The sequence below is a fragment of the Paracoccus sp. (in: a-proteobacteria) genome (assembly GCF_032007265.1).
Taxonomy (GTDB): Bacteria; Pseudomonadota; Alphaproteobacteria; order Rhodobacterales; family Rhodobacteraceae; genus Paracoccus.
This window is the reverse complement of record NZ_DALZMB010000008.1, coordinates 20,461-42,101: the sequence shown is the minus strand read 5'-3', so window position 1 is coordinate 42,101 and position 21,641 is coordinate 20,461. Positions and strand designations below refer to the sequence as shown.

General features: G+C 59.5%; 19 protein-coding genes and 1 tRNA gene. 13 read left to right on the top strand and 7 right to left on the bottom strand.

Annotated features, from left to right (window positions below):
• Positions 1-99 precede the first annotated feature (99 nt).
• The 6 genes from gltB to RTS12_RS03295 form a co-directional block, all read right to left on the bottom strand.
• On the bottom strand, positions 100-4,647 hold the full coding sequence (gltB, locus tag RTS12_RS03320) for a glutamate synthase large subunit (RefSeq protein ID WP_312525466.1): 4,548 nt from the start codon (positions 4,645-4,647) through the stop codon (positions 100-102).
• A gap of 32 nt (positions 4,648-4,679) precedes the next feature.
• Complete coding sequence (locus RTS12_RS03315; protein ID WP_312525465.1) at positions 4,680-5,456, bottom strand: hypothetical protein; 777 nt, start codon at positions 5,454-5,456, stop codon at positions 4,680-4,682.
• 11 nt (positions 5,457-5,467) lie between these two features.
• Positions 5,468-6,952: an NAD(P)-dependent oxidoreductase gene (locus tag RTS12_RS03310; RefSeq protein ID WP_312525464.1), complete on the bottom strand. Its 1,485-nt coding sequence runs from the start codon at positions 6,950-6,952 to the stop codon at positions 5,468-5,470.
• Positions 6,953-7,103: 151 nt separating this feature from the next.
• Entirely contained in the window at positions 7,104-7,907 is an 804-nt protein-coding gene (locus tag RTS12_RS03305) for an undecaprenyl-diphosphate phosphatase (RefSeq protein WP_409455659.1), read from the bottom strand.
• Positions 7,907-8,899 carry a complex I NDUFA9 subunit family protein gene (locus RTS12_RS03300; RefSeq protein ID WP_312525462.1) on the bottom strand — a complete coding sequence of 331 codons (993 nt, stop codon included), beginning with the start codon at positions 8,897-8,899 and terminating at the stop codon, positions 7,907-7,909. The genes RTS12_RS03305 and RTS12_RS03300 overlap by 1 nt, the downstream gene beginning before the upstream one ends.
• A 30-nt stretch (positions 8,900-8,929) precedes the next feature.
• Positions 8,930-10,534 carry a GMC family oxidoreductase gene (locus RTS12_RS03295; protein ID WP_312525460.1) on the bottom strand — a complete coding sequence of 535 codons (1,605 nt, stop codon included), beginning with the start codon at positions 10,532-10,534 and terminating at the stop codon, positions 8,930-8,932.
• 316 nt (positions 10,535-10,850) lie between these two features.
• Between RTS12_RS03295 and RTS12_RS03290 the strand changes: the two genes are divergently transcribed.
• From RTS12_RS03290 to RTS12_RS03240, 11 genes are all read left to right on the top strand, one after another.
• Positions 10,851-11,033 (top strand): hypothetical protein, encoded by a 183-nt coding sequence (locus RTS12_RS03290; protein ID WP_409455658.1) that lies wholly within the window; start codon positions 10,851-10,853, stop codon positions 11,031-11,033.
• A gap of 257 nt (positions 11,034-11,290) precedes the next feature.
• Positions 11,291-11,375: transfer RNA gene (locus RTS12_RS03285), tRNA-Leu, on the top strand.
• An 848-nt stretch (positions 11,376-12,223) separates the two neighbouring features.
• The gene (locus tag RTS12_RS03280; RefSeq protein WP_312525456.1) at positions 12,224-14,014 is read left to right on the top strand and encodes an MFS transporter; all 1,791 of its coding nucleotides are present in this window, start codon (positions 12,224-12,226) and stop codon (positions 14,012-14,014) included.
• A gap of 220 nt (positions 14,015-14,234) precedes the next feature.
• Positions 14,235-14,849 carry a ribonuclease H-like domain-containing protein gene (locus RTS12_RS03275; protein WP_312525454.1) on the top strand — a complete coding sequence of 205 codons (615 nt, stop codon included), beginning with the start codon at positions 14,235-14,237 and terminating at the stop codon, positions 14,847-14,849.
• 9 nt (positions 14,850-14,858) lie between these two features.
• Positions 14,859-15,803, top strand: coding sequence for a KpsF/GutQ family sugar-phosphate isomerase (locus tag RTS12_RS03270; RefSeq protein WP_312525452.1), 945 nt, complete (start codon positions 14,859-14,861; stop codon positions 15,801-15,803).
• Between the two features lie 3 nt (positions 15,804-15,806).
• Positions 15,807-16,388: an LPS export ABC transporter periplasmic protein LptC gene (lptC, locus tag RTS12_RS03265; RefSeq protein WP_312525451.1), complete on the top strand. Its 582-nt coding sequence runs from the start codon at positions 15,807-15,809 to the stop codon at positions 16,386-16,388.
• 44 nt (positions 16,389-16,432) lie between these two features.
• Positions 16,433-16,927, top strand: a complete 495-nt coding sequence (lptA, locus tag RTS12_RS03260; protein WP_312525449.1) for a lipopolysaccharide transport periplasmic protein LptA — start codon at positions 16,433-16,435, stop codon at positions 16,925-16,927.
• On the top strand, positions 16,927-17,712 hold the full coding sequence (gene lptB, locus RTS12_RS03255) for an LPS export ABC transporter ATP-binding protein (protein ID WP_312525446.1): 786 nt from the start codon (positions 16,927-16,929) through the stop codon (positions 17,710-17,712). Before lptA ends, lptB begins: the two co-directional genes overlap by 1 nt.
• 168 nt (positions 17,713-17,880) lie before the next feature.
• The gene (gene hpf / locus RTS12_RS03250; protein ID WP_312525444.1) at positions 17,881-18,462 is read left to right on the top strand and encodes a ribosome hibernation-promoting factor, HPF/YfiA family; all 582 of its coding nucleotides are present in this window, start codon (positions 17,881-17,883) and stop codon (positions 18,460-18,462) included.
• A 67-nt stretch (positions 18,463-18,529) separates the two neighbouring features.
• Positions 18,530-18,994: a PTS sugar transporter subunit IIA gene (locus tag RTS12_RS03245; RefSeq protein WP_312525441.1), complete on the top strand. Its 465-nt coding sequence runs from the start codon at positions 18,530-18,532 to the stop codon at positions 18,992-18,994.
• Between the two features lie 67 nt (positions 18,995-19,061).
• A complete protein-coding gene (locus RTS12_RS03240; RefSeq protein WP_312525439.1) occupies positions 19,062-19,253 on the top strand; it encodes a hypothetical protein in 192 nt (63 codons plus the stop codon).
• A gap of 97 nt (positions 19,254-19,350) precedes the next feature.
• On the opposite strand, the gene RTS12_RS03235 is transcribed toward RTS12_RS03240, so the two are convergent.
• Complete coding sequence (locus RTS12_RS03235; RefSeq protein ID WP_312525437.1) at positions 19,351-20,220, bottom strand: branched-chain amino acid aminotransferase; 870 nt, start codon at positions 20,218-20,220, stop codon at positions 19,351-19,353.
• Positions 20,221-20,373: 153 nt separating this feature from the next.
• Here RTS12_RS03235 and RTS12_RS03230 point away from each other — a divergent pair, with 153 nt between their 5' ends.
• Positions 20,374-20,889, top strand: a complete 516-nt coding sequence (locus RTS12_RS03230) for a MarR family transcriptional regulator (protein WP_312525435.1) — start codon at positions 20,374-20,376, stop codon at positions 20,887-20,889.
• A 4-nt stretch (positions 20,890-20,893) separates the two neighbouring features.
• Positions 20,894-21,595 carry a response regulator gene (locus RTS12_RS03225; RefSeq protein WP_312525433.1) on the top strand — a complete coding sequence of 234 codons (702 nt, stop codon included), beginning with the start codon at positions 20,894-20,896 and terminating at the stop codon, positions 21,593-21,595.
• Positions 21,596-21,641: the final 46 nt, after the last annotated feature.

The following is a 21,641-nucleotide window of genomic DNA, read 5'->3' as shown; positions in this document are numbered from 1 at the left end:
TGTCCTTGATCCAAAACAGGATTGGGGGCTGCCCGTCGCATGTCATGCAGACGAAAAAGGGCGGCACATGGCCGCCCTTTGATGCTTTGTCAGGCCGGATTACTCGGCAGGAACTGCGGTTACATCATCGACCGGGGCGATCGGATGCTTGAGGTGGGGCAGCATTTCGCGCGGGCAGATCTGCAGGAAATGGGCGCGTTCTTGTTCCCAATTTTGCAAGATCTCGCAGGCGCGCTGCGAACCCGTTTCTTTCAAATGCTGCTCGAGCAGGCCTTTCAGCTCGGCCTCCCAATGCGGTTGGGTCACAGCACATAGGACCAGCGACTCGGCGTTGATATATTGGGGTGCAACGGCTTGGGGATCATAGAGATAGGCCATGCCCCCCGTCATCCCGGCACCAAAGTTTGCGCCGATCCGACCCAGAATCACCGCGACGCCGCCGGTCATATATTCGCAACCGTTCGTTCCGCAGCCCTCGATCACCACCTTGGCGCCCGAGTTGCGCACGCCGAAACGCTCGCCCGCGCGGCCTGCGGCGAACAGATAGCCATCGGTCGCGCCGTAAAGCACGGTATTGCCGATGATGGTATTATCGGCTGCGACCAGCGGGCTGCCCATTTGCGGACGCACAACGATCGTGCCGCCCGAAAGGCCCTTGCCAACATAATCATTGGCATCGCCTGAGACTTCGATCTTGAGGCCGGGGGCTGCAAAGGCGCCAAGCGACTGGCCCGCAGAACCGGTCAGGCGGATCGTCAGGTGGTCGCGCTGAAGCTTGTTCTTCATGCCGAATTTCTGGACGATCATCGATGAGGTCCGCGTGCCGACCGTGCGCAACGTATTGCGAACGGCATAGCTCAGCTGCATTTTCTCGCCCTCGCTGAAAAACCGCTCGGCGTCGCGGATGATTTCGGCATCCAGCGTATCGGGCACGGCATTTCGCGGCTTGGAGCGGTCGTAGACGATCTTGTCAGCACCATCGACCGTGATCAGCAGCGGGTTCAGGTCAAGATCATCCAGCCCCTTGTCGCCTCGGCTGACCTGGGTCAGCAGATCGGCGCGACCGATGATTTCATCCAGCGATCGGGCACCGATACTGGCCAGAATCTCGCGCACCTCGGTGGCATAGAAGGTGATCAGGTTCACGACCTTGTCAGCGCTGCCGGTGAACATCGCGCGCAGCTTTTCGTCCTGGGTACAGACGCCGACCGGGCAGGTGTTCGACTGGCATTGACGCACCATGATGCAGCCCATCGCGATCAGCGCGGCGGTGCCGATGCCGTATTCCTCGGCGCCCATCATCGCGGCCATGACGATGTCACGGCCCGTGCGAAGCCCTCCATCGGTGCGCAAGGTCACCCGCTCGCGCAGTTTGTTCATCGCCAGAACCTGATGCGCCTCGGTCAGGCCCATTTCCCAAGGCAGGCCCGCGAATTTGATCGAGGTCGCGGGCGAGGCGCCAGTGCCGCCGTTATGCCCCGAGATCAGGATGATGTCGGCTTTTGCCTTGGCCACGCCCGCGGCGATCGTGCCGACGCCCGAGGATGCCACCAGCTTGACCGTGATCTTGGCACGCGGGTTGATCTGCTTGAGGTCGTAGATCAGCTGCGCCAGATCTTCGATCGAATAGATGTCGTGATGCGGCGGGGGCGAGATCAGCGTGACGCCCTTGGTCGAATGGCGCAGGCGCGCGATCAGATCCGTCACTTTCATGCCCGGCAGCTGGCCGCCTTCACCCGGTTTGGCACCTTGGGCGACCTTGATCTCCAGCTCTTCGCAGGCATTTAGATATTCGGCCGTGACGCCGAAGCGGCCCGAGGCGACCTGTTTGATCTTGGCGCAGGGGTTGTCGCCATTCGGCAGCGGCACGGAATGCGCGGGATCTTCGCCACCCTCGCCACTGTCGGATTTCGCGCCGATGCGGTTCATGGCGATATTCAGCGTCATATGCGCCTCGGGCGAGAGGGCACCCAGGGACATGCCCGGCGTCACAAAGCGCTTGCGGATCGAGGTGATCGATTCGACCTCTTCGATCGGGACCGGGCGGCCAAGCGATTTGATATCCAGCAGGTCGCGGATATGGATTGGCGGGTTGGCCCGCATTGTGGCGGTGAATTGCTTCCAGATGTCATAGCTGGCTTTGTCGCAGGCCATCTGCAGCAGCTTCATCGTATTGGCTTCCCAGGCGTGCTTTTCCCCCGAGCGGCGCGATTTGTAAAAGCCGCCAACCGGAAGCAGCTCGACATGATCGGCGTTAAAGCCGCGCGCATGAGCCTCGATCAGCTTGGCTTGCAGGCCATGCAGGCCGATCCCTGAAATCCGGCTGTGCATGCCGGGGAAATATTCCGCGACCATGGCGCGTGACAGGCCGACTGCCTCGAAGTTCAGGCCGCCGCGATAGGACGAGACGACCGAAATCCCCATTTTGGCCATGATTTTGAGCAAACCACCGTCCACCGCTTCGCGGTATCGGGTCATGATATCGACCAGACTGCCTTCTAGCAGGCCGCGTTGGATGCGGTCGGCCAGCGTGTCCTGCGCCAGGTATGGGTTCACCGTGGTTGCACCGCAGCCGATCAGCACGGCAACATCATGGGGGTCGATACATTCCGACGACCGCACGTTCAGCGAACAGAAGGTGCGCAGCCCCTTGCGGGTCAGCCAGCTGTGCACGGCCGAGGTTGCCAGAATGATCGGCACGCCCGCGCGATGTGCCGATTGGCTCTCATCGGTCAGGATAATATGCCCCGCCCCCGAGCGAACTGCATCTTCGGCCTCATTGCGGATGCGGGTCAGCGCATCGCCCAAAGCATCGGCACTGCCATCCACCGCGAAGGTGCAATCGATGGTGGTGGCCTGATGCGCGAACATCCGGGTCAGCTCTTCGAATTCGCCATTCGCAAGAAACGGCGTTTCCAGCATGGTGATCTCGGTCTGCGACGAGCTTTCGTCCAGCATGTTCTTAAGATTGCCAAAGCGCGTGCGCAGGCTCATCACCCGCGATTCGCGCAAGGAATCGATGGGTGGGTTGGTCACCTGACTAAAGTTTTGGCGGAAATAATGCGACAGCGGGCGGTGCTGGCGCGACAGAACGGCGGGCGGCGTATCATCGCCCATCGAGGCCAGCGATTCCTTGCCGTCCTCGGCCATGGGGGCAAGGATACCCTCGACGATCTCGGTGGTGAAGCCCGCGGCAATCTGGCGGCGACGCAGCTCATCGCCGCTAAACAGCGCGGCTTCTGGCAGTTGCGCCATCAGATCCGAGGGCTGCACCACATTTTCGACCCAGTCGCCAAAGGGCTGGCTGCCTGCCAGGCGATCCTTGATTTCGCGGTCATGGTACAATTTGGCATTCACCATATCGACCGCGATCATCTGACCCGGTCCAAGTGCGCCTTTTTCGATCAAATTGGCCTCGTCCACCGGAACCATGCCGATTTCCGAACCCGCAATCAGCAGCCCGTCGCGCGTCACGACATAGCGCATTGGCCGCAGGCCATTGCGGTCCAGGCCGCCGCAAACCCAGCGTCCGTCGGTCATGGCCAGGGCGGCGGGGCCGTCCCACGGCTCCATGACCGAGTTGCAATAGGCATACATATCGGCCCATGCTTTTGGCATGTCGGTCGTGGCCTTTGACCAAGCCTCGGGGACCAGCATGGTCTTGGTCATCGGCGCCGAACGGCCCGAGCGCACCAGCACCTCAAAGACCGCATCCAGTGCCGCCGAATCCGACGAGCCTGCGGGTACGATCGGTTTGATTTCCTCGGCCATGGCGCCAAAGGCGTTCGAGGCCATGCGGATTTCGTGCGATTTCAGCCAGTTAAGGTTGCCCTTCAGGGTGTTGATCTCGCCATTATGGGCCAGCATGCGGAAGGGCTGCGCCAGCCACCATTGCGGAAAAGTATTGGTGGAATAGCGCTGGTGATAGATCGCAAAGGCCGATTCAAAGCGCTCGTCCTTGAGGTCGGGATAGAATTCCGCAACCTGCTCGGCCAGCATCATGCCCTTATAGATGATCGAGCGGCACGACAGCGAACACAGATAAAGCCCCGCGATTTGCGACGCGACGGCCGCGCGTTCGATCCGGCGGCGGATAATGTACAGGTCGCGCTCAAAGGCTTCCTGATCCATGCCCTTTTCGTTGCGGATCAGGATTTGTTCGATTTCGGGGCGCGTCGCATTGGCCTTTTCGCCCAGAACGGCAGTGTTCACCGGGACGTGGCGCCAGCCATAGATGTAATGGCCCATGCGCAGAACCTCGGTTTCCACGATGGTTCGGCAGCGCTCTTGCGCGGAAAAGTCGGTGCGCGGCAGGAAAATCTGGCCAACCGCGATCAGCTTGTCGGGATCAGGGTGGTGGCCGGTGCGGCGCACCTGATCGTAAAAGAAGGGCACCGGGATCTGCACATGAATGCCCGCGCCGTCGCCGGTTTTTCCATCCGCATCAACCGCACCGCGATGCCAGACCGCTTTCAGTGCATTGATACCGTTTTCGACGACCTGACGGCTGGCTTTGCCATTGATCGACACGACTAGGCCGACCCCGCAAGAGGAATGCTCATCCTCGGCGCGGTACAAGGAATTCTCGGCCATCCATGCGCGGCGGGCTTCTTCCTGGGCTTCCCAGTTCTGTTCGAAATCGCTCATTTTGGTTCCCTCGGTCAAAGAGGTGGGAAAGATCAGGACGGCGCTTGGTTGCGCGCGACCGGGGTGGAATAGGCCCGCACCATCTGCAGATCGCAGTCATAGGCGGGCTGGGTTTCGCCGAAACCGGGCTGGCCGGGGAACGCAAAGCGCACCGGGCTGTCGTTGCTGTCCTGGATCTGGCCGGTCCAATCCTCGGAATGTTCGACCCCGCCATAAAAGCGGCCCTGGGCACGGCTGATGAACTGATTGCCGCTGCGATGGATCAGCAGATCACCGCCCTCATTATAGGTTTTCAGGTCGAATTCGGTCTCTTCTAGCGGTTGGCCACCGATCTGAACGCTTTTGCCGGTCAGCTGGTCATGCCCGACATGGCGAAGGCGCTCTCCGTTGCTGGATTCGGTCCAAAAGTCGAATTCATCGCGACCTTGCGACAAAAGCGTTGCGAAAGAGGCGGGGTCGGCGGCCTCTGAGGACAGCCGATCGGTGAGGCCCGAGCGCAGGTCGGTGCTTTCAAGCCAGCGTGTTTCCTTGTCGATGCGCGATTCAAAGGTCGGGCCATCGGGGTCGAAATAGATGACACGCTGATCGCCGGGCGTGTCGGCGCTGCACCGAAAATGCTGCGAGACGGTGCAGCTGCGGTTCTGGATCGTCACCTCAAGCGTGCAGCCCTGCGGCGGGGTGAATGTGCCCGCATGGGCTGGCTGGTTCAGCAGGCAAAGCAGCATCAGGATGGACGCCGGCATGATCAGCGCCAGATGATCTTTCGGGCGGGGCCGACAGCTGATGTGGGTGCGTGATGATTGTGCCATGATGCTTTCCCCTATTCAGCAGCGACACGCGCCGAGTTGGTCAGATATTCAGCAATGCTGTCTGCGGCCTCGCGCCCATCGCGGATGGCCCAAACCACAAGGCTGGCGCCGCGTACGATATCGCCGACGGCGTAGACGCCAGTCAGGCTGGTGCGATGGGTTTGGAAATCGGCCTTGATCGTCCCCCAGCGCGTGACCTCTAGCCCATCGACCCCCCAAAGACGCGGGATCTCTTCGGGTTCAAAGCCAAGCGCTTTGATCACCAGCTCGGCCGGTTCGTGGTAGTCCGCCCCCGGGATCAGCTCGGGTGATTGGCGCCCCGAGACATCTGGCGCACCAAGGCGCATCTTCTGAATTCGCACCGAGGCGATGTGGTCAATGCCATCAACATCGCGTTCTTCCTGGATGGCGGCATCGCCCGTGATATGGCCCTGAAATGCGCCCGGTGCCGTCATCCAGACGAATTCGACGCCCTCTTCCTCGGCGTTTTGCACCTCGCGTTGCGAGCCGGGCATATTGGCGCGGTCGCGGCGATACAGGCATTTTACCGATTGTGCGCCTTGGCGGATGGCTGTGCGCACGCAATCCATGGCCGTGTCGCCGCCGCCGATGACGATCACGCGCTTGCCCTTGGCGTTCAGCTCGCCATCCTCGAAATCAGGAACGTCATCGCCCAGATCCACCCGGTTCGAGGCGGTCAGATAGTCCAGGGCCGCCACGACGCCGCGAGCATCGGCATTGTCGATGTCCAGGTTGCGGGTCTTATAGACGCCGGTCGCGATCAGCACGGCATCATGGCGCCCACGGATCGCGTCAAAGCTGATGTCTTCACCGATATTGGTATCCAGCACAAATTCGACGCCGCCATCGGCCAGCAGGCGATTGCGCCGCTCGACCACGTCCTTTTCCAGCTTGAAGCCGGGAATGCCATAGATCAGCAGCCCGCCCGCCCGGTCATGGCGGTCATAGACCGTGACCTGAAAGCCCATGCGCCGCAGACGGTCGGCCGCAGCAAGCCCGCCCGGACCAGCGCCAATGATGCCAATGGATTCGCCACGCTCTTTGATCGGAGCAATCGGGCGAACCCAGCCTTCCTCCCAAGCGGTATCGGTGATGTATTTCTCGATGGCGCCGATGGTGACGGTGCCATGGCCGGATTGCTCGATCACGCAATTGCCTTCGCACAAGCGGTCCTGAGGGCAGATGCGGCCACAGATTTCGGGAAACGTGTTTGTCTCTTGCGAGACCAGATAGGCCTCTTGGGTGCGGCCCTCGGCGGTCAGGCGCAGCCAGTCGGGGATATTGTTGTGCAGCGGGCAATGCGACTGACAATAGGGCACGCCGCATTGGCTGCAACGGCTGGCCTGCTCTTGGGCTTTGACCTCGGCAAATTCGCGATAGATCTCGTGGAAGTCCTGCGCGCGGTCGGCTGCGTCACGCTTGTCGGGCATCTGCCGACCCAAGGTGACAAACTTAAGCATCTTTTGCGTGGCCATAGCTGCGCATCCTTCCGGACAATGGGAACTGTCAGAAGGAATAAAACGAGCTTATTGCGATAAAAAGTCAGGCGCACTGACCTATTTTACGTTTTGTTTGGTGAGGCGCCTGAATTTGGCCTGCTTTGATCATTAATTAGGTCAGTTATACTTACCCAATCAACGTGAGAGCCAGCAAAGCCACGCTGCCGACGATGATTCGCCACCAGGCAAAGAAGCGATAGCCATGTGACGAGATGTAGCCCAACACCCATTTCACCACGATCAGCGCCGAGACAAAGGCGCATATGAAGCCGATCACGATATTCGACATGGCTGCGCCATCCAAAATATCGCGGTTCTTCATCAAATCGTAAGCAAAGGCACCGATCATGGTCGGCATGGACAGAAAGAAGCTGAATTCCGCAGCAGAACGTTTATCCGCGCCAAACGCCAGCGCACCGACAATCGTGGCGCCCGAACGTGAAACGCCGGGGATCATGGCCAGGCATTGGATCAGACCAATCGCCAGCGCCATGGGAAGGGGGAAATCCTCGGGGCGGTGATATTTGGGGTTCTTGGCCAGACGATCTGCCGCAAGCAAAATAAACCCGCCAATGATCAGCATGATCGCGATCAGCTTTGGCGTCTCGAACAGCACATTCTTGATGGTGTCATGGGCAAGAACGCCGATCACCACCGCCGGGATGAACGCCAAAAGCACGGCCAGAATAAAATGGCGTGATTTTGGGTCATGGGGTGCGCTGGAAAAGATCGACCACAGCCTGCCTGCGTAAACGCCAAGCACCGCCAGAATCGCGCCAAGCTGGATCAGCACTTCGAAGGCGCGACCCGGCGAGTCAAATCCAAGGAAATGGCCTGCCAAAAGGATATGGCCGGTCGACGACACCGGGATGAATTCGGTCATCCCTTCAAGCAGCCCCAGAATGGCTGCGACGATCGTATTATGCTCCATCAGCTGCGCCGCAGGTTTTTGGCGGATTCAGTGATGGCGGTATATTGGCCCGAGGGGCGGAAGCGCCAAAGGTATTCGGGGATGATCGCCATGGCGTTGGTGGGCTCGATCCCGAAATCTGCAAAGCCGCGGGCCTTGTCATCGGCGCGATTGTGCAGGCGCAGGGTGCGCGCCTGATCTTTGGTCAGCAGTCGGTTGGTGATCAGACCACCCGTCAGCGATTGGCCAAAATCCAGCGCCGAACCCGCAAGGGCTGCCATGAAATGCGGCATGCCAATGATGGCACGACGGCGACCGGTGACCTGCAGCACTTGACGCGCGACCTCGCGCATCGTCAGCACGTCGGGGCCGGCCAGCTCATAAATCCCGGCCTGCACTTTGCCTTCGACGGCCATGGCCGCGGCGCGCGCGACATCCATGACATAGACCGGCTGCACCTGTGTCGAGGCGCCGGGCACGAACAGCAGCGGGCCAAAGCGGGTCATGGCGCCGATGCGGTTGTAGAAGGTATCGTCCGAGCCAAAGATGATCGAGGGCCGCAAAATCACCGCATCGGGGCGATGCTCTAGCACAAGCTGCTCGCCACGCCCTTTCGAGGCGAGGTAATCGCTTTTGGCCTGCGGATCAGCGCCAAGCGCCGAGATATGGACGAATTGCTTGGTGCCCAGCTCGGCCGCCAGTCGCGAGACGCGTGCTGCGGCCTCGACATGGATGGCGTCAAAGGTGTTTTTGCCTTCGCGGACCATAATGCCCACGCAATTCACCACGGCATCGGCATCGGTCATGCTGGCGCGGACGGAAAGATCGTCGCGGACGTTGCACAGGACCGGATCGATCTGGCCCGGCACGCCATAGGTGCGAACCGCAATCGCCTCGTTCGGGCGGCGAACGGCCACACGGACACGCCAGCCCTGCGAGGCGAGTTGCCGGGCGATTTGCCGACCGAGGAAACCCGATCCGCCATAAATGGTGACAAGTTTAGCTGCAGACATCCGCCGCTCCTTCGGTAGGTGCTTACCCGTTCAATAGCTAAGCGGGCGGTCTGCGGCAAGCCGTGCTTGCAGCTGCTCGGAAATCCGCTCGGCGACGCGCAGCGCATTTGCAGCAATGGTCAGGCTGGGGTTCACGCCGTTGGATGTGGGCATGAATGAGGCGTCACTGACATAAAGGTTGGTAAGCCCATGCACTTTGCAGTCGCGGTCCAGCACGCTGGTCGTCGGGTCGTCGCCAAAGCGCAGGGTACCGCAGGGATGGGCGAAATTCAGTTGGGGCGCGCTGCCCATGAACATGCTGCGTTTGCCGCGAAAGGCGTGACGCATTTCGCGCCGAAAGGCCATGCGCCGCGACTTGAGCTCGTCCGAGATGTCATAACGAAAGCGCAGACGGTCGCTGTTGTCGTCCTTTTCGTGCAGCAGGCGATTGTCACGATAGGGCAGATCCTCAAGCACGCCGACAAATAGCTTGGCCGGGCCCAGCAGCCGTGCCGCCAGCATCGCGGGAATGCGCAAGCCGTGACGCAGCAGCTTGATGCCGCGCAGGCGCGAGCGGTCAAAGCGGCCCTGCATGGCATAAAGCACTTCACCATAACCCGCACTTAGGCCCATCGTCTGAATCAGGCCGAACCTTTGGCCCGCGCGGTAATACAGATCGCGCAGACTGATCGAGCGGTTCTCGGTATCCTCGGGGCGGTTTGGCGTTCCCGGCCATAGCGCCATGATCTCGCTGAGGTGGAACATCAGATTGCGCCCCACCAGATCGTGGCGGTTGCCCAGCCCCTCGGGCCAGATCTCATTGCGCGAGCGCAGCAGCAGGGCAGGCGAGCCAAGCCCACCCCCTGCAAGAACATAGGCACGGGCGGTCAGTGTGAATTCCTGATCGTCGCGTCGACATCGGATCGAAGTGACCTGATCATCGGCATCAATGGATAAAACCGTGCAACGGTCGATCAGCGCGGCGCGGCCGGTTTCCAATGCAGGCAAAACCCCCGCGCTGCGACCATCCATCTTGCAGCGCCGCGGGCAGCGCCTGCCAAAACACCCTTCGCAGCCGGGAACAAAGCGCGCGGCCATATGGGTCTGATAGGGATGCAGGCCGTTGTGGCGCAATGTGGTGAAAAGCGCCGTATCGGTGGCCGTAAAGGGTCGGGCAGGAAAAGGCAGGGCAGCGGCCTGAGCATCCAGCGGATCGGTTTGGCCACCGATATGCATATAGCGCTCTGCGCGATCAAAATAGGGCGCGAATTCGGCATAACCGACAGGCCAGCCCCCAGTTGGATGGGGTCGTTCGGCGCTGTGATCCAGATCGTGACGCTCGGGGCGCTCTAATGTTGCGGCATAATAAAGCGATGTGCCGCCGACTGCTGCGCCGATCATCCCCTCTAGCTTGGCGGCGCTGCCATCAAGCTGCGCCTCTAGCGGCTGGGGCCAAGCCCCGCTTTCCAGACGTTCTTGGGGATTTGTCGCAGTCGTCATGGGAAGGCCGGACCTTGTGTCGCCAAGGTCGGCGCCTTTCTCAATCATCAGGACGCTCAGACCCAATTCGCAGAGCCGTCTTGCGGTAAGTCCGCCACCGATACCCGTACCGATGACGATGACATCCCAAGACCCGCGTTGGAGATCTTCGATCATCCTAACCCTCGTTAACAAACGCACTTAACACAATCGCCCGGACTTCAGCGACACGAAGACAAACAGGGATAACACATTGATTTAACGATCAACAAAATGAAATTAACCTGTCTTAAGCGCCGCGGATAGTTGTCTGTTTGTTAGCTGACCTTTTGAACAGGTGGATTTTTCTAACACAACTCAAGATTGATATAATGCTATGTTTTAACAGGGAGTTGGGGTGTCCGATCTTTGCTATTCGACAAAAACTCGCGCTTTGGCGTGATGGCCGCTTTGTCTTTGGATCGGGCGGAAATTCGTGTAAGCAGCAGCGATGTTGATCGATCCCGAAAACCCGTTTTTTAACCGCCTCTGGGTTCGCCTGTTGTGCGTGGTGCTGCCCTTGATCTGGGCGGTCGTCGAATATTCCAATGGCGCGGTCGGCTGGGCCGCGCTGTTTGCTGCGGCAGGACTGTATTTGCTTTACGCGCTGTTCTGGCTCAGGCGCGGTGGTGAGTGATCCCGCGGATCAAAAAACCGCATCAAAACCCGTGATCTGAAAAAATTCGGGGGCAGGGCTGCCCTCGTGGCGCCATTTTCCAGCGTGCTTTCGGGACAGGTGAGCATGCTATCCCCCAATGATGGCACGAAATTTCCTGCAATTGCTGGCCCTGGCGCTTGGCCAATCCCATCCGACGAAAGTTTTCTTAATTTTTCTGCGGAACCTGTGTTGACACCCCCCATGGGCATCGGTAAATCCCCTCTCACAGCACCTGAGCCCAGGTGGCGGAATTGGTAGACGCGCACGGTTCAGGTCCGTGTGCCGCAAGGCGTGGAGGTTCGAGTCCTCTTCTGGGCACCATAAAACGATGGCAGCAATGTCATCCGGGGTTATCCCCAAACGAGATCAACCGTCGTCCCCTGGGACGGCGGTTGATCTCATTTCAGGGTCAGAAATCCGAACATTTCGCTGATTTCGTGCCTTCGCCCCTGCAAATGGCGTGGAAATGCGACATGCCGCGCGGGCCAACTGGTCCAGTTTCCTTGAAACCCCCACAAATCCCCGAAAATGCGACCCAGATTTTCCATCAGGCATGGGAAGGACGCTGCACAGATGTCGCTCGCTTCGCGGCAATGCCCAAGCCGCTGTCGAATGGCTGATCAAGCACCGAGCCGGATCTGACATCGCGAATATTCGCAGCTGGCGCAGCGTCATTAGGCTGAGATGGGACAATTTATAATTTACGCATTGGGAATATTGCGTTTAACATGATTGTGAACACCGCCGCTTGCCTGCGAAACACGGGAGGTTTCACCGGCGATGCGGCAGCGCAGAGGAGGCCAGGAAGTCTGACTGTTCGACATGCCGGTATGTGCCGCGCCGATCGAATGGAAATCCGGGCAGAGCAGATGTTTTGCGCAAAATCCGCATGGGTCTCAGCACTGCCGGGAAGAAGCATCGCAGCAACGGGTGCCGCAGGGCGGCTCACCACGGGAGTTTTCCGGTCGAAGCTCTCGGAGCTTTCCCAGTCAAGGCAAAAGGTTGCGCCAGCTGGACGGTGGCAAGGTTTGAGACAAACCGCCAACCCGTCCTGATCGGACGGCTTTTGCCTAGGCGGCAAGGTGACAAGCGGTGCGCAACAGACCGGGTCGGGACATGCGGAAATGCGCCATCTCGACAGGAATTTCGGAAAGGGAGGAAGGGACATAATGGCAATAGCACCCGCGTCGGAAAACGCGCGCGCCCGGCCCATGACAAAAGACGAGAAGAAGGTCATTCTCGCGTCATCGCTAGGCACCGTTTTTGAATGGTATGACTTCTATCTATATGGATCGCTGGCCGCGATCATCGGTGCGCAGTTCTTTACCGCGTTCCCCGAGGCCACCCGCAACGTCTTTGCGCTGCTTGCATTCGCTGCAGGCTTTATTGTGCGCCCGCTTGGCGCGCTGGTCTTTGGCTCGCTTGGCGATATCGTCGGGCGTAAATATACCTTTCTGATGACCATTTTGATCATGGGCATCTCGACCTTCATCGTCGGGCTTTTGCCGGGTTATGAGGCCTGGGGCGTCGCGGCACCGGTCATCTTGATCATCCTGCGCATGTTGCAGGGTCTGGCGCTTGGCGGGGAATATGGCGGCGCGGCAACCTATGTTGCGGAACATGCGCCCGCCAATCGTCGCGGCTATTACACCAGCTGGATCCAGACGACCGCGACGCTGGGTCTGCTGCTGTCGCTGGTCATCATCTTGATGGTTCAGTCCTATGTGAACGGCGCTTACGCACCCGTACCGCAATTCGCCAATGGTCAGCCTTTGCTGGGTCCGGATGGGGCGCAGGTCATGCTAGAGCCCTTCAAGGCCTGGGGGTGGCGCGTACCTTTCCTAGTTTCGGTCGTACTTTTGGCGGTTTCGCTGTATATTCGCCTGCAGATGGAAGAAAGCCCGGCCTTCAAGAAGATGAAGGAAGAGGGCGCGACATCGAAAGCGCCTTTGCGTGAGGCGTTTGGCCAGTGGAAAAACGCAAAAATTGCCCTGATCGCGCTTTTCGGTCTGACCGCGGGACAGGCTGTTGTCTGGTACTCGGGCCAGTTCTATGCGCTGTTTTTCATCAATAACGTGGTCAAGGTGGATACGTTCACCTCGAACGTGCTGATCGCATGGGCGTTGATTCTGGGTACGGCTGGCTTTGTCTTCTTTGGCAGCCTGTCGGACCGGATCGGGCGCAAGCCGATCATTCTGGGTGGCTGTCTGCTGGCGGCGCTGACCTATTTCCCGGTCTTTCATCAGATCACGGTCAATGCCAACCCGGCCTTGGCGCATGCTCAGGATGACACCACGGTGATCGTGACGGCGGATCCGAACACCTGTTCGTTCCAGTTCAACCCGACGGGTGCGTCGAAGTTTACCTCGTCTTGCGATATCGCCAAGGCGCTGCTGGCAAAGTCATCGGTCAACTATACGACCGAGGATGGCCCGGCGGGTTCGACCGCGACGGTGCAGGTCGGCGATCAGACCATCCACTCGTATGAGGGGACGCTGACCGGGGATGAGTTGAAAGCCGCCAAAGCCACCTTTGAGGGCGAGGTGAATGCCGCACTTAGCGCGGCTGGCTATCCGCTGAATGCTGCCGAGAATACGACCGTGGCCAAAGCCAACAACTTCTTTGACATCTTCACGGCGCAAAAGTTGAAGCTGGTGGCTTTGCTGACCTATCTGATCCTTTTGGTGACGATGGTTTACGGCCCGATTGCGGCCGCGCTGGTCGAGCTGTTCCCGACCCGCATCCGTTATTCCGGCATGTCGCTGCCCTATCACATCGGCAACGGCTGGTTCGGGGGATTGCTGCCTGCGACGGCATTCGCGATTTCGGCGCAAAGCGGCAATATCTATGCGGGTCTGTGGTATGCGATCATCATCGCAGGTGCGACCGTGGTCATTGGTGCGCTTTTGGTGCCAAGCGGTGGCCACAAACGCAGCCTGTTTGACGAGGGTGGCTTCTGATTCCGACAGCTGTCGCGAAAAACACCTGAAAATTGGCCAAGCCGCGCAGATGATGCGCGGCTTGTTCGCTCTGAAAGGGCCGTATCGTTCAAGGCGGCCCTCGTTTGCGCGTGATCGGGGCCTGCGGGGCGGGAATCGGGTATTGCGGTGATCAGGGGTAGCGAAAGCGATGGGAAAGCGTTTAGAGCAGGGTTAATTCTATTCCTGTGGATCTGGTAAGATGAGCATCAACCTTTATCAAAACGATCTGCCTGACGACCTGGATCTGGGTCCGATCGTGGCCATCGACACCGAGACGATGGGGCTTGATCCCCGGCGTGACCGGTTGTGTCTGGTGCAGCTTTCTGCGGGCGACGGCTCTGCTCATCTGGTTCAGATCGGCAAGGATCAGCGTCAGGCACCCAATCTGATGCGGCTGCTGACCGATGCCTCGGTGCTGAAGCTGTTTCACTATGGCCGCTTTGATATTGCCGCGCTGGAGGCCGCCTTTGGTGTTGTCACCTCTCCGGTGTGGTGCACCAAGATCGCCTCGCGCATGGTGCGTACCTTTACCGACCGCCACGGCCTGAAATACCTGCTATCCGAGATGGTGGGCGTTGATATTTCCAAGCAGCAGCAGACCAGTGATTGGGGGGCTGTCAATCTGAGCGATGCCCAGCTTGAATATGCAGCATCCGATGTCTTGTATCTGCATGCGCTGAAAGATGCGCTTGAGTTGCGACTAGAGCGCGAGGGCCGTCTGGGTCTGGCGCAGGCCTGTTTCGATTTCCTTCCTGCCCGCGCCCATCTGGATCTGCTGGGCTGGGGGGGTGAAAAAGACATTTTCCAACATTAGGTATCGGATATGAACGCTTATCTTGAAACCGCGAAACGCGTGATCCGTACCGAAGCCGAAGGTCTGGCTTTGTTGATCGACAGCCTTGACGACAGCTTTGCGGCTGCCGCAGATCTGATTCTGGCCGCGCGCGGCCGGGTCATCGTATCCGGCATGGGTAAGTCGGGCCATGTTGGACGTAAGATCGCGGCGACCTTTGCCTCGACCGGCACGCCCGCGCAATTCGTCCACCCGGCCGAAGCCAGCCACGGCGATCTGGGCATGGTCACCAAGGATGATGTCGTGTTGGTGCTGTCCAACTCTGGCGAGACCCCTGAGATCGCCGATATCGTTGCCCATACGCGGCGTTTCTCGATCCCGCTGATCGGGGTGGCCAGCCGCGCCGATTCCACGCTTTTGCGTCAGTCGGATGTTGCCCTTCTTTTGCCCACCGCCCCCGAGGCCTGCGGGTCCGGGATTGTGCCGACGACCTCGACTACGATGACTTTGGCGCTGGGTGATGCCTTGGCGGTCGCGCTGATGGAGCATCGCCACTTCACCCCCGAACATTTCCGCACCTTTCATCCCGGCGGCAAGCTGGGCGCGCGTTTGGCCAAGGTGGGCGATCTGATGCATGACGACATCCCCTTGGTGCGCCAAGATGCGCCCATGTCCGAGGCATTGCTGACCATCAGCCAAAAGGGCTTTGGCGTCACGGGCGTTGCCGATGAGGCAGGCCAGCTGGTCGGCATCATCACCGACGGCGACCTTCGTCGCCACATGGATGGCTTGCTTTCGCGCACCGCCGCCGAGGTGATGACCCGCAATCCGCGTACGATTTCGCCTCAGGCCCTGTCCGAGGCCGCATTGGCCGAGATGCAGGACCGCAAGATCACCAGCCTTTTCGTGGTCGAGAACGGCAAGCCCGTCGGATTTTTGCATATCCACGACTTTTTGCGGACCGGGGTGGTTTAAGTCATGTCTCGCACGCGCATCGTTCATTTGCTGCGCATTTTGCTTCCACTGGCGGCGCTGGTGCTGTTGTCGACGCTGTTCTTGTTCAGCGGAGATAAGGGCGATGACAGCAGCCTGCTTCCCTATGCCGAAGTTACACCCGAAAATATCGACCAGCGCCCGGTGATCGTGGCGCCGACCTATGCCGGTGTGTCGCGAGACGGCACCGAGATCAATATGACCGCCACCAGTGCCGATCCGGGCAATGAAACCCGGCCCGGCACGATCGAGACGGTCAATCTGACGCTGAGCGACCCGCAGGGCCTGCGCGCTGATCTGGTGGCTGGGGCAGGGGTGATGGATAGCACGACGATTCGCCTAAGCGATGGGGTCACAATGACCACCTCGACTGGCTGGACGATGACCTCCAAGGCCTTTTTGGCTGATGTCACCGAAGGGCGGGTCTCTTCAACCGATCAGGTTGATATTCACGGACCTTTTGGCGATTTGACTGCGCAGGCCATGGAGCTGCGCAGGCTTTCTGATGGCTCGCATGATCATGTTCTTGATTTCACAGGCGGCGTACGGATGGTATATCAACCATGACCCGCGTGGAGTTCTCCCTCTCCGACGATCACAGAGGATGTCCGATGTCCCGACTGCTTCGCGCTGCCTGCACCGCTTTGCTTGTGCTGATGCCGCTTGCCGCTGCCCCTGCTTTGGCCCAAAGCGTGAAGTTCGGCCAAAGGGCCGATCCCAAATCAGCGGTCGAGGTGAATTCCGAACAGCTGAGCGTGGATCAGAAAACCGGCCATGCGGTCTTTAGCGGCAATGTCGTCGTCGGGCAGGGGGATATGCGCTTGTCTGCCGATAAGGTCACGGTGATCTATGCGCAGGGCCCAAATCGCAAGATTGAACGCCTTGAGGCACGTGGAAATGTCACCCTGGTCAATGGCCCCGACGCCGCCGAGGCGCAGGCGGCGGACTATAGCGTTGGCAGCGGCAAGGTTCTTTTGACCGGAGATGTCATCTTGACCCAAGGCCCAAGCGTGCTTGCCGGCGAAAAGGTCGAGGTGGATCTGGCGACCGGATCAGCCCAAGTCAGCGGGCGGGTGCGGACCGTGCTGCAACCGGGCAGCCAGTGATGAGCACGACTCAGACTTCTGTCAATCCGGCCCCCAAACAGGTGACGCGGGCGTCCTTGGACACGGGGCTAGAGGTCCGTGGGCTGCGCAAATCCTATCGCAACCGTCCGGTGATCCGCGATGTCTCGATGGATCTGGGCGCGGGCGAGGTGGTGGCGCTGCTGGGGCCGAACGGCTCGGGCAAGACCACCTGTTTTTATTGTATCGCCGGGCTGATTGCGCCTGATTCCGGGCAGGTCCGTATTGACGGTCGCGATGCTACGACCCTGCCAATGTATCGCCGTGCTCAGCTAGGAATCGGCTATCTGCCGCAGGAAATGTCGATTTTTCGCGGGCTGACGGTCGAGCAGAACATTGCAGCGGTTCTGGAAGTTGTGACCCGCGATGCCCATGATCGTCGCGATCGTCTGGAAGAGCTGTTGGGCGATTTCTCGATCGGCCATCTGCGCAAGGCGCCTGCCATGGCCCTGTCGGGCGGGGAACGCCGCAGGGTCGAGATCGCACGCTGTCTGGCATCCAATCCGCGCTATCTGCTGCTGGATGAACCCTTTGCCGGGGTCGATCCGATTGCCGTGGGCGAAATTCGCGGGCTGGTGCAGGACCTGAAGGGGCGCGGCATCGGCGTTTTGATCACAGATCATAACGTTCGCGAGACGCTTGGCATCGTTGATCGCGCTTATATCTTGCATGATGGGCATGTCCTGCGGTCGGGCTCACCAGAAGAAATCGTCGCAGATCCACAGGTTCGCCGTGTCTATCTGGGTGAAGGATTCACTCTGGGCTAGGGCTGGCGGACTGTTTGCAACAACTGTGCCTTAGGCCCGTTGACAGAAGCGCATTGCTATCCACAAATAGGTGTATGGCGCAGGCGAATAGGCGTCCTGCGTCACCACCCCAGACCGGCATGTCCGGCATGGCGTGTCGGAGTGGGGCAACCGAAAGGACGGACCAGCATGCGCTACCAGATCAGCGGAAGGCAGATGGACATTGGCGAGGCCCTTGCCTCTCACGTCAAGACCGAGCTTGGTGAGACGATTGAAAAATACGCTCAACGTCCGACTGATGCCACCGTCGTTTTTTCCCGCAGCGCGCATGAATATCTTTGTGATACGGTTGTACATCTTTCCACTGGGCTGACTGCACAGGCTCAGGGCCGCGCCACAGAGGTATATGCCGCGTTTGAGCAGTGCCGCGAACGCATGGACAAGCAGCTTCGCCGCTACAAACGCCGCCTGAAAGATCACTATAAGGACCGTACGGAACCCGTTGCCTTCGGTACGGCAGACCTATATGTGCTCGCCTCTGATGATGATCAATGGGAAGCGCAGGGCGACGGCCAGCCGCAACCGATGATCATTGCGGAAATGGAAGCGCGCGTGCCGACTCTTTCGGTGGGTGAGGCCGTGATGCAGATGGAACTGGCCGGCAAACCGCTTTTGGTCTTCCGGAACGAAAAACATGGGGGCGTGAACGTCGTTTATAGCCGCGATGACGGAAACGTCGGCTGGATCGACCCTCGCAGTTTGGCTCAATAGGGCCATCGGCACTGAGCCGATCAATTGTCCCGGTTGCTTTATGCAGCCGGGACTGGGATAATAAGATATGCAAATTGGCGACATCCTCTTGCCGGCGGCAGTGAAAACTCTCGCACAGACCACCAGCAAGAAACGGCTCTTTCAGGAAATTTCAGAACTCGCGCGCTCGGTTTATCGAGTAGATGCCGCTCAAACGCTGGATGCCTTGCAAGAGCGTGAAAGCCTTGGCCCGACGGGCGTTGGTCACGGGGTAGCCTTGCCCCATGCGCGACTGCATGGGCTTGACCGCGTCGTCGGGCTGTTCCTGCGCCTTGAAAAGCCCTTGGATTTTGACGCTGTTGATCGCCAGCCTGTCGATCTGATTTTCGCCTTGCTTGCGCCCAAAAGCACGGGCGTCGACCACCTTAAGGCGCTTGCGCTGGTGTCACGGACGTTGCGTGATCAGGATCTGCGCAATAAATTGCGTGCCAATGACGACCCGGTCGCGCTGCATGCGCTGCTGGTTGGCGCGCCGGGCGCAAAAGCGGCATAATTCTTCTGCTTCATCATGGGAAAATGGCTATACTGGACCTGCCATAGGTCCAGGAAAGGCATTTTCTATGACTGATCAATCTGCAAAGCAGGCCCAGCCCCATTCGAGCGCGCGCCTTGAAAGCTATTTGCGTCAAGAGCGCGAGGGCGGCGTGCATCCCGCGATCAAGGCTCTGCATTCCCGACCCAATTCGCGCTCGCAAGAGACCAACCATCGCGCCGTTGAGTTCACCAGAATCGCGCGTGGCCGCGAGGTCTGATCCCGTATTCGCGCAAGCCGCGCAAATAAACTGCGTGATTTCATAGAAAAAGCCGACCGGGCGGATGCCACGGTCGGCTTTGTGACAAATGTCGGGATCAGGCGCGCACAAGCTTTTCGTAGCTGTCCGAGGTCTGGCGCGCGATCGGGCCGATTGCGAATTTCCAATCGCCGATCTGGGCAACCGGGGTGACCTCGGCTGCGGTGCCGGTCAGCCAGCATTCATCGAAATCGGCCAGCTCTTCCGGGCGAATGCGACGCTCATGGACCGTAACCCCCGCATCTTTCAGCAGGCCGATGACTGTCTGACGCGTGATGCCGTTCAAAAAGCGGTCGGCCAGCGGCGTATGCACTTCGCCATTTTTGGTAAAGAAGATATTCGCGCCGGTGGCCTCGGCGACATTGCCTTCCCAATCCATGAACAAAGCATCCGAGCAGCCTTTGGCTTCGGCGGCATGTTTGGACATGGTGCAAATCATATAAAGACCCGCGGCCTTTGCGGCGACCGGAATGGTTTCCGGGTCAGGACGCTTCCATTTCGCAACATCCAGCTTGGCGCCATCCCATTTCGCATCGCCATAATAGGCGCCCCATTCCCAGGCCGCGACCGCCATGCGAACCGGGTTGCCCTTGGCCGAAACGCCCATTTCGGTGCCCGAACCACGCCACATCAGCGCGCGGACATAGGCGTTTTCAAAGCCGTTGGCGCGCAGAACCTCGGCTTTTGCAGCATCGATTTCTTCGGCCGTATAGGGCGAGGGCATATCCAGCAGACGTGCCGATTCGATCAGGCGCAGAGAATGCTCGTGACCCTTAAAGATCTTGCCGTTGTAGCAACGCTCTCCTTCAAAGACCGAGCTTGCGTAATGCAGGGCATGGGTCAGGATATGGACCTGCGCATCGCGCCAATCCACCAGCTTGCCGTCCATCCAGATCTTGCCGTCACGGTCATCATATGCGCCTGCCATAATACACTCCACCTGCTATCCGGTAATGATTGTTGCGAAACTGAAGCCTCAAGGCAAAGAAAGTTGCGCATCTTGGCGGATCATTATCCATTTATGATTGGAAAGTCAACAAAGCTGACGTAATAATCAGCAAGATGATGCAGGAGGGGGCCCATGCAGGACAAGCCGAATGTGAGCGGGATCAACAGCGAAAGCTTGTTGTTTCTGACAGATGAGCAGATCCGCCGCGGGATCGAGGCGATCTATTTTTCCTATCGCGCCTTCACCTCGGACCCGGACCAGATCCTGAACGAGATTGATTATGGGCGCGCCCATCACCGCGCTTTGTATTTCATTGGCCGCGAGCCGGGGCTGACAGTCTCGGCGCTTTTGGATGTGTTGCAAGTCACCAAGCAATCGCTGAACCGGGTGCTGCGGGCGCTGCTCGAGGCCAAGCTGGTGGAAAGCCGCGTGGGCCGGCGCGACCGCCGCGAGCGGCTTTTGTACCTGACAGATGCCGGGACCGCGCTGGAGCGCCGCCTGTCCGAGCCCCAACGCACCCGTTTGCGCAATGCCTATCGCACCGTCGGCCCGCAGGCCGTCGCGGGCTTTCGGCAGGTCATGGAAGCGATGATGGACCGCGACACGCTTCGCCAGTATCGTGCGATGAAACCCGAAAACGAAGCGTGATCCTGTGACCGAAGCCCATATCCTAATCGTTGATGATGATGAGCGTATCCGCACATTGCTGCGGCGCTTTTTGATTCGCAGCGGCTATCTGGTCAGCACGGCCGCAGACGCGGCCCATGCCCGGCGGTTGCTGGCGGGGCTGGATTTCGACCTGATCGTTTTGGATGTCATGATGCCGGGCGAGGATGGGGTCACGCTGACGCGCGATCTGCGCAAACGCATGAGCACGCCGATCTTGTTGCTGACCGCCAAAGGCGAGATCGGTGACCGGATCACCGGGCTGGAAAGCGGTGCCGATGACTATCTGGCCAAGCCCTTCGAGCCGCGCGAATTGCTGCTGCGGATTGCCGCGATCTTGCGCCGGATGCCAGCATCCGAGGCGCGCGGGCCAAAGTTCCTGACGCTTGGCGCGCTGCGGTATGACATCGATAAGGGTGAGCTGTGGCAGGGTGACACCATCATGCGGCTAACCGGAACCGAGCAGGTGTTGATGCGCAGGCTGGCCGATACGCCGGGCGAGCCGGTCAGCCGCACCGAGTTGATCGAAGAGCTGGGGCGCACCCCTTCGGATGAGCCAAGCGAGAATTTCGAGCGCGCGATCGACGTGCAGATCACCCGGTTGCGCCGCAAGATCGAAGCAGATCCAAAAGAGCCGCGCTTTTTGCATACCGTGCGTGGCACCGGCTATATGCTGGTCGCCGATTAACCAAATCAGATTTTGCTTGCACCACCCCAATCGGGGCAACAATTGA

Bases quoted from the DNA above. Each gene is read 5' to 3' on its own strand.
- gltB (WP_312525466.1), bottom strand. From the start codon at position 4,647: ATGAGCGATTTCGAACAGAACTGGGAAGCCCAGGAAGAAGCCCGCCGC.
- RTS12_RS03315 (WP_312525465.1), bottom strand. From the start codon at position 5,456: ATGGCACAATCATCACGCACCCACATCAGCTGTCGGCCCCGCCCGAAA.
- RTS12_RS03310 (WP_312525464.1), bottom strand. From the start codon at position 6,952: ATGGCCACGCAAAAGATGCTTAAGTTTGTCACCTTGGGTCGGCAGATG.
- RTS12_RS03305 (WP_409455659.1), bottom strand. From the start codon at position 7,907: ATGGAGCATAATACGATCGTCGCAGCCATTCTGGGGCTGCTTGAAGGG.
- RTS12_RS03300 (WP_312525462.1), bottom strand. From the start codon at position 8,899: ATGTCTGCAGCTAAACTTGTCACCATTTATGGCGGATCGGGTTTCCTC.
- RTS12_RS03295 (WP_312525460.1), bottom strand. From the start codon at position 10,534: ATGATCGAAGATCTCCAACGCGGGTCTTGGGATGTCATCGTCATCGGT.
- RTS12_RS03280 (WP_312525456.1), top strand. From the start codon at position 12,224: ATGGCAATAGCACCCGCGTCGGAAAACGCGCGCGCCCGGCCCATGACA.
- RTS12_RS03275 (WP_312525454.1), top strand. From the start codon at position 14,235: ATGAGCATCAACCTTTATCAAAACGATCTGCCTGACGACCTGGATCTG.
- RTS12_RS03270 (WP_312525452.1), top strand. From the start codon at position 14,859: ATGAACGCTTATCTTGAAACCGCGAAACGCGTGATCCGTACCGAAGCC.
- lptC (WP_312525451.1), top strand. From the start codon at position 15,807: ATGTCTCGCACGCGCATCGTTCATTTGCTGCGCATTTTGCTTCCACTG.
- lptA (WP_312525449.1), top strand. From the start codon at position 16,433: ATGTCCCGACTGCTTCGCGCTGCCTGCACCGCTTTGCTTGTGCTGATG.
- lptB (WP_312525446.1), top strand. From the start codon at position 16,927: ATGAGCACGACTCAGACTTCTGTCAATCCGGCCCCCAAACAGGTGACG.
- hpf (WP_312525444.1), top strand. From the start codon at position 17,881: ATGCGCTACCAGATCAGCGGAAGGCAGATGGACATTGGCGAGGCCCTT.
- RTS12_RS03245 (WP_312525441.1), top strand. From the start codon at position 18,530: ATGCAAATTGGCGACATCCTCTTGCCGGCGGCAGTGAAAACTCTCGCA.
- RTS12_RS03240 (WP_312525439.1), top strand. From the start codon at position 19,062: ATGACTGATCAATCTGCAAAGCAGGCCCAGCCCCATTCGAGCGCGCGC.
- RTS12_RS03235 (WP_312525437.1), bottom strand. From the start codon at position 20,220: ATGGCAGGCGCATATGATGACCGTGACGGCAAGATCTGGATGGACGGC.
- RTS12_RS03230 (WP_312525435.1), top strand. From the start codon at position 20,374: ATGCAGGACAAGCCGAATGTGAGCGGGATCAACAGCGAAAGCTTGTTG.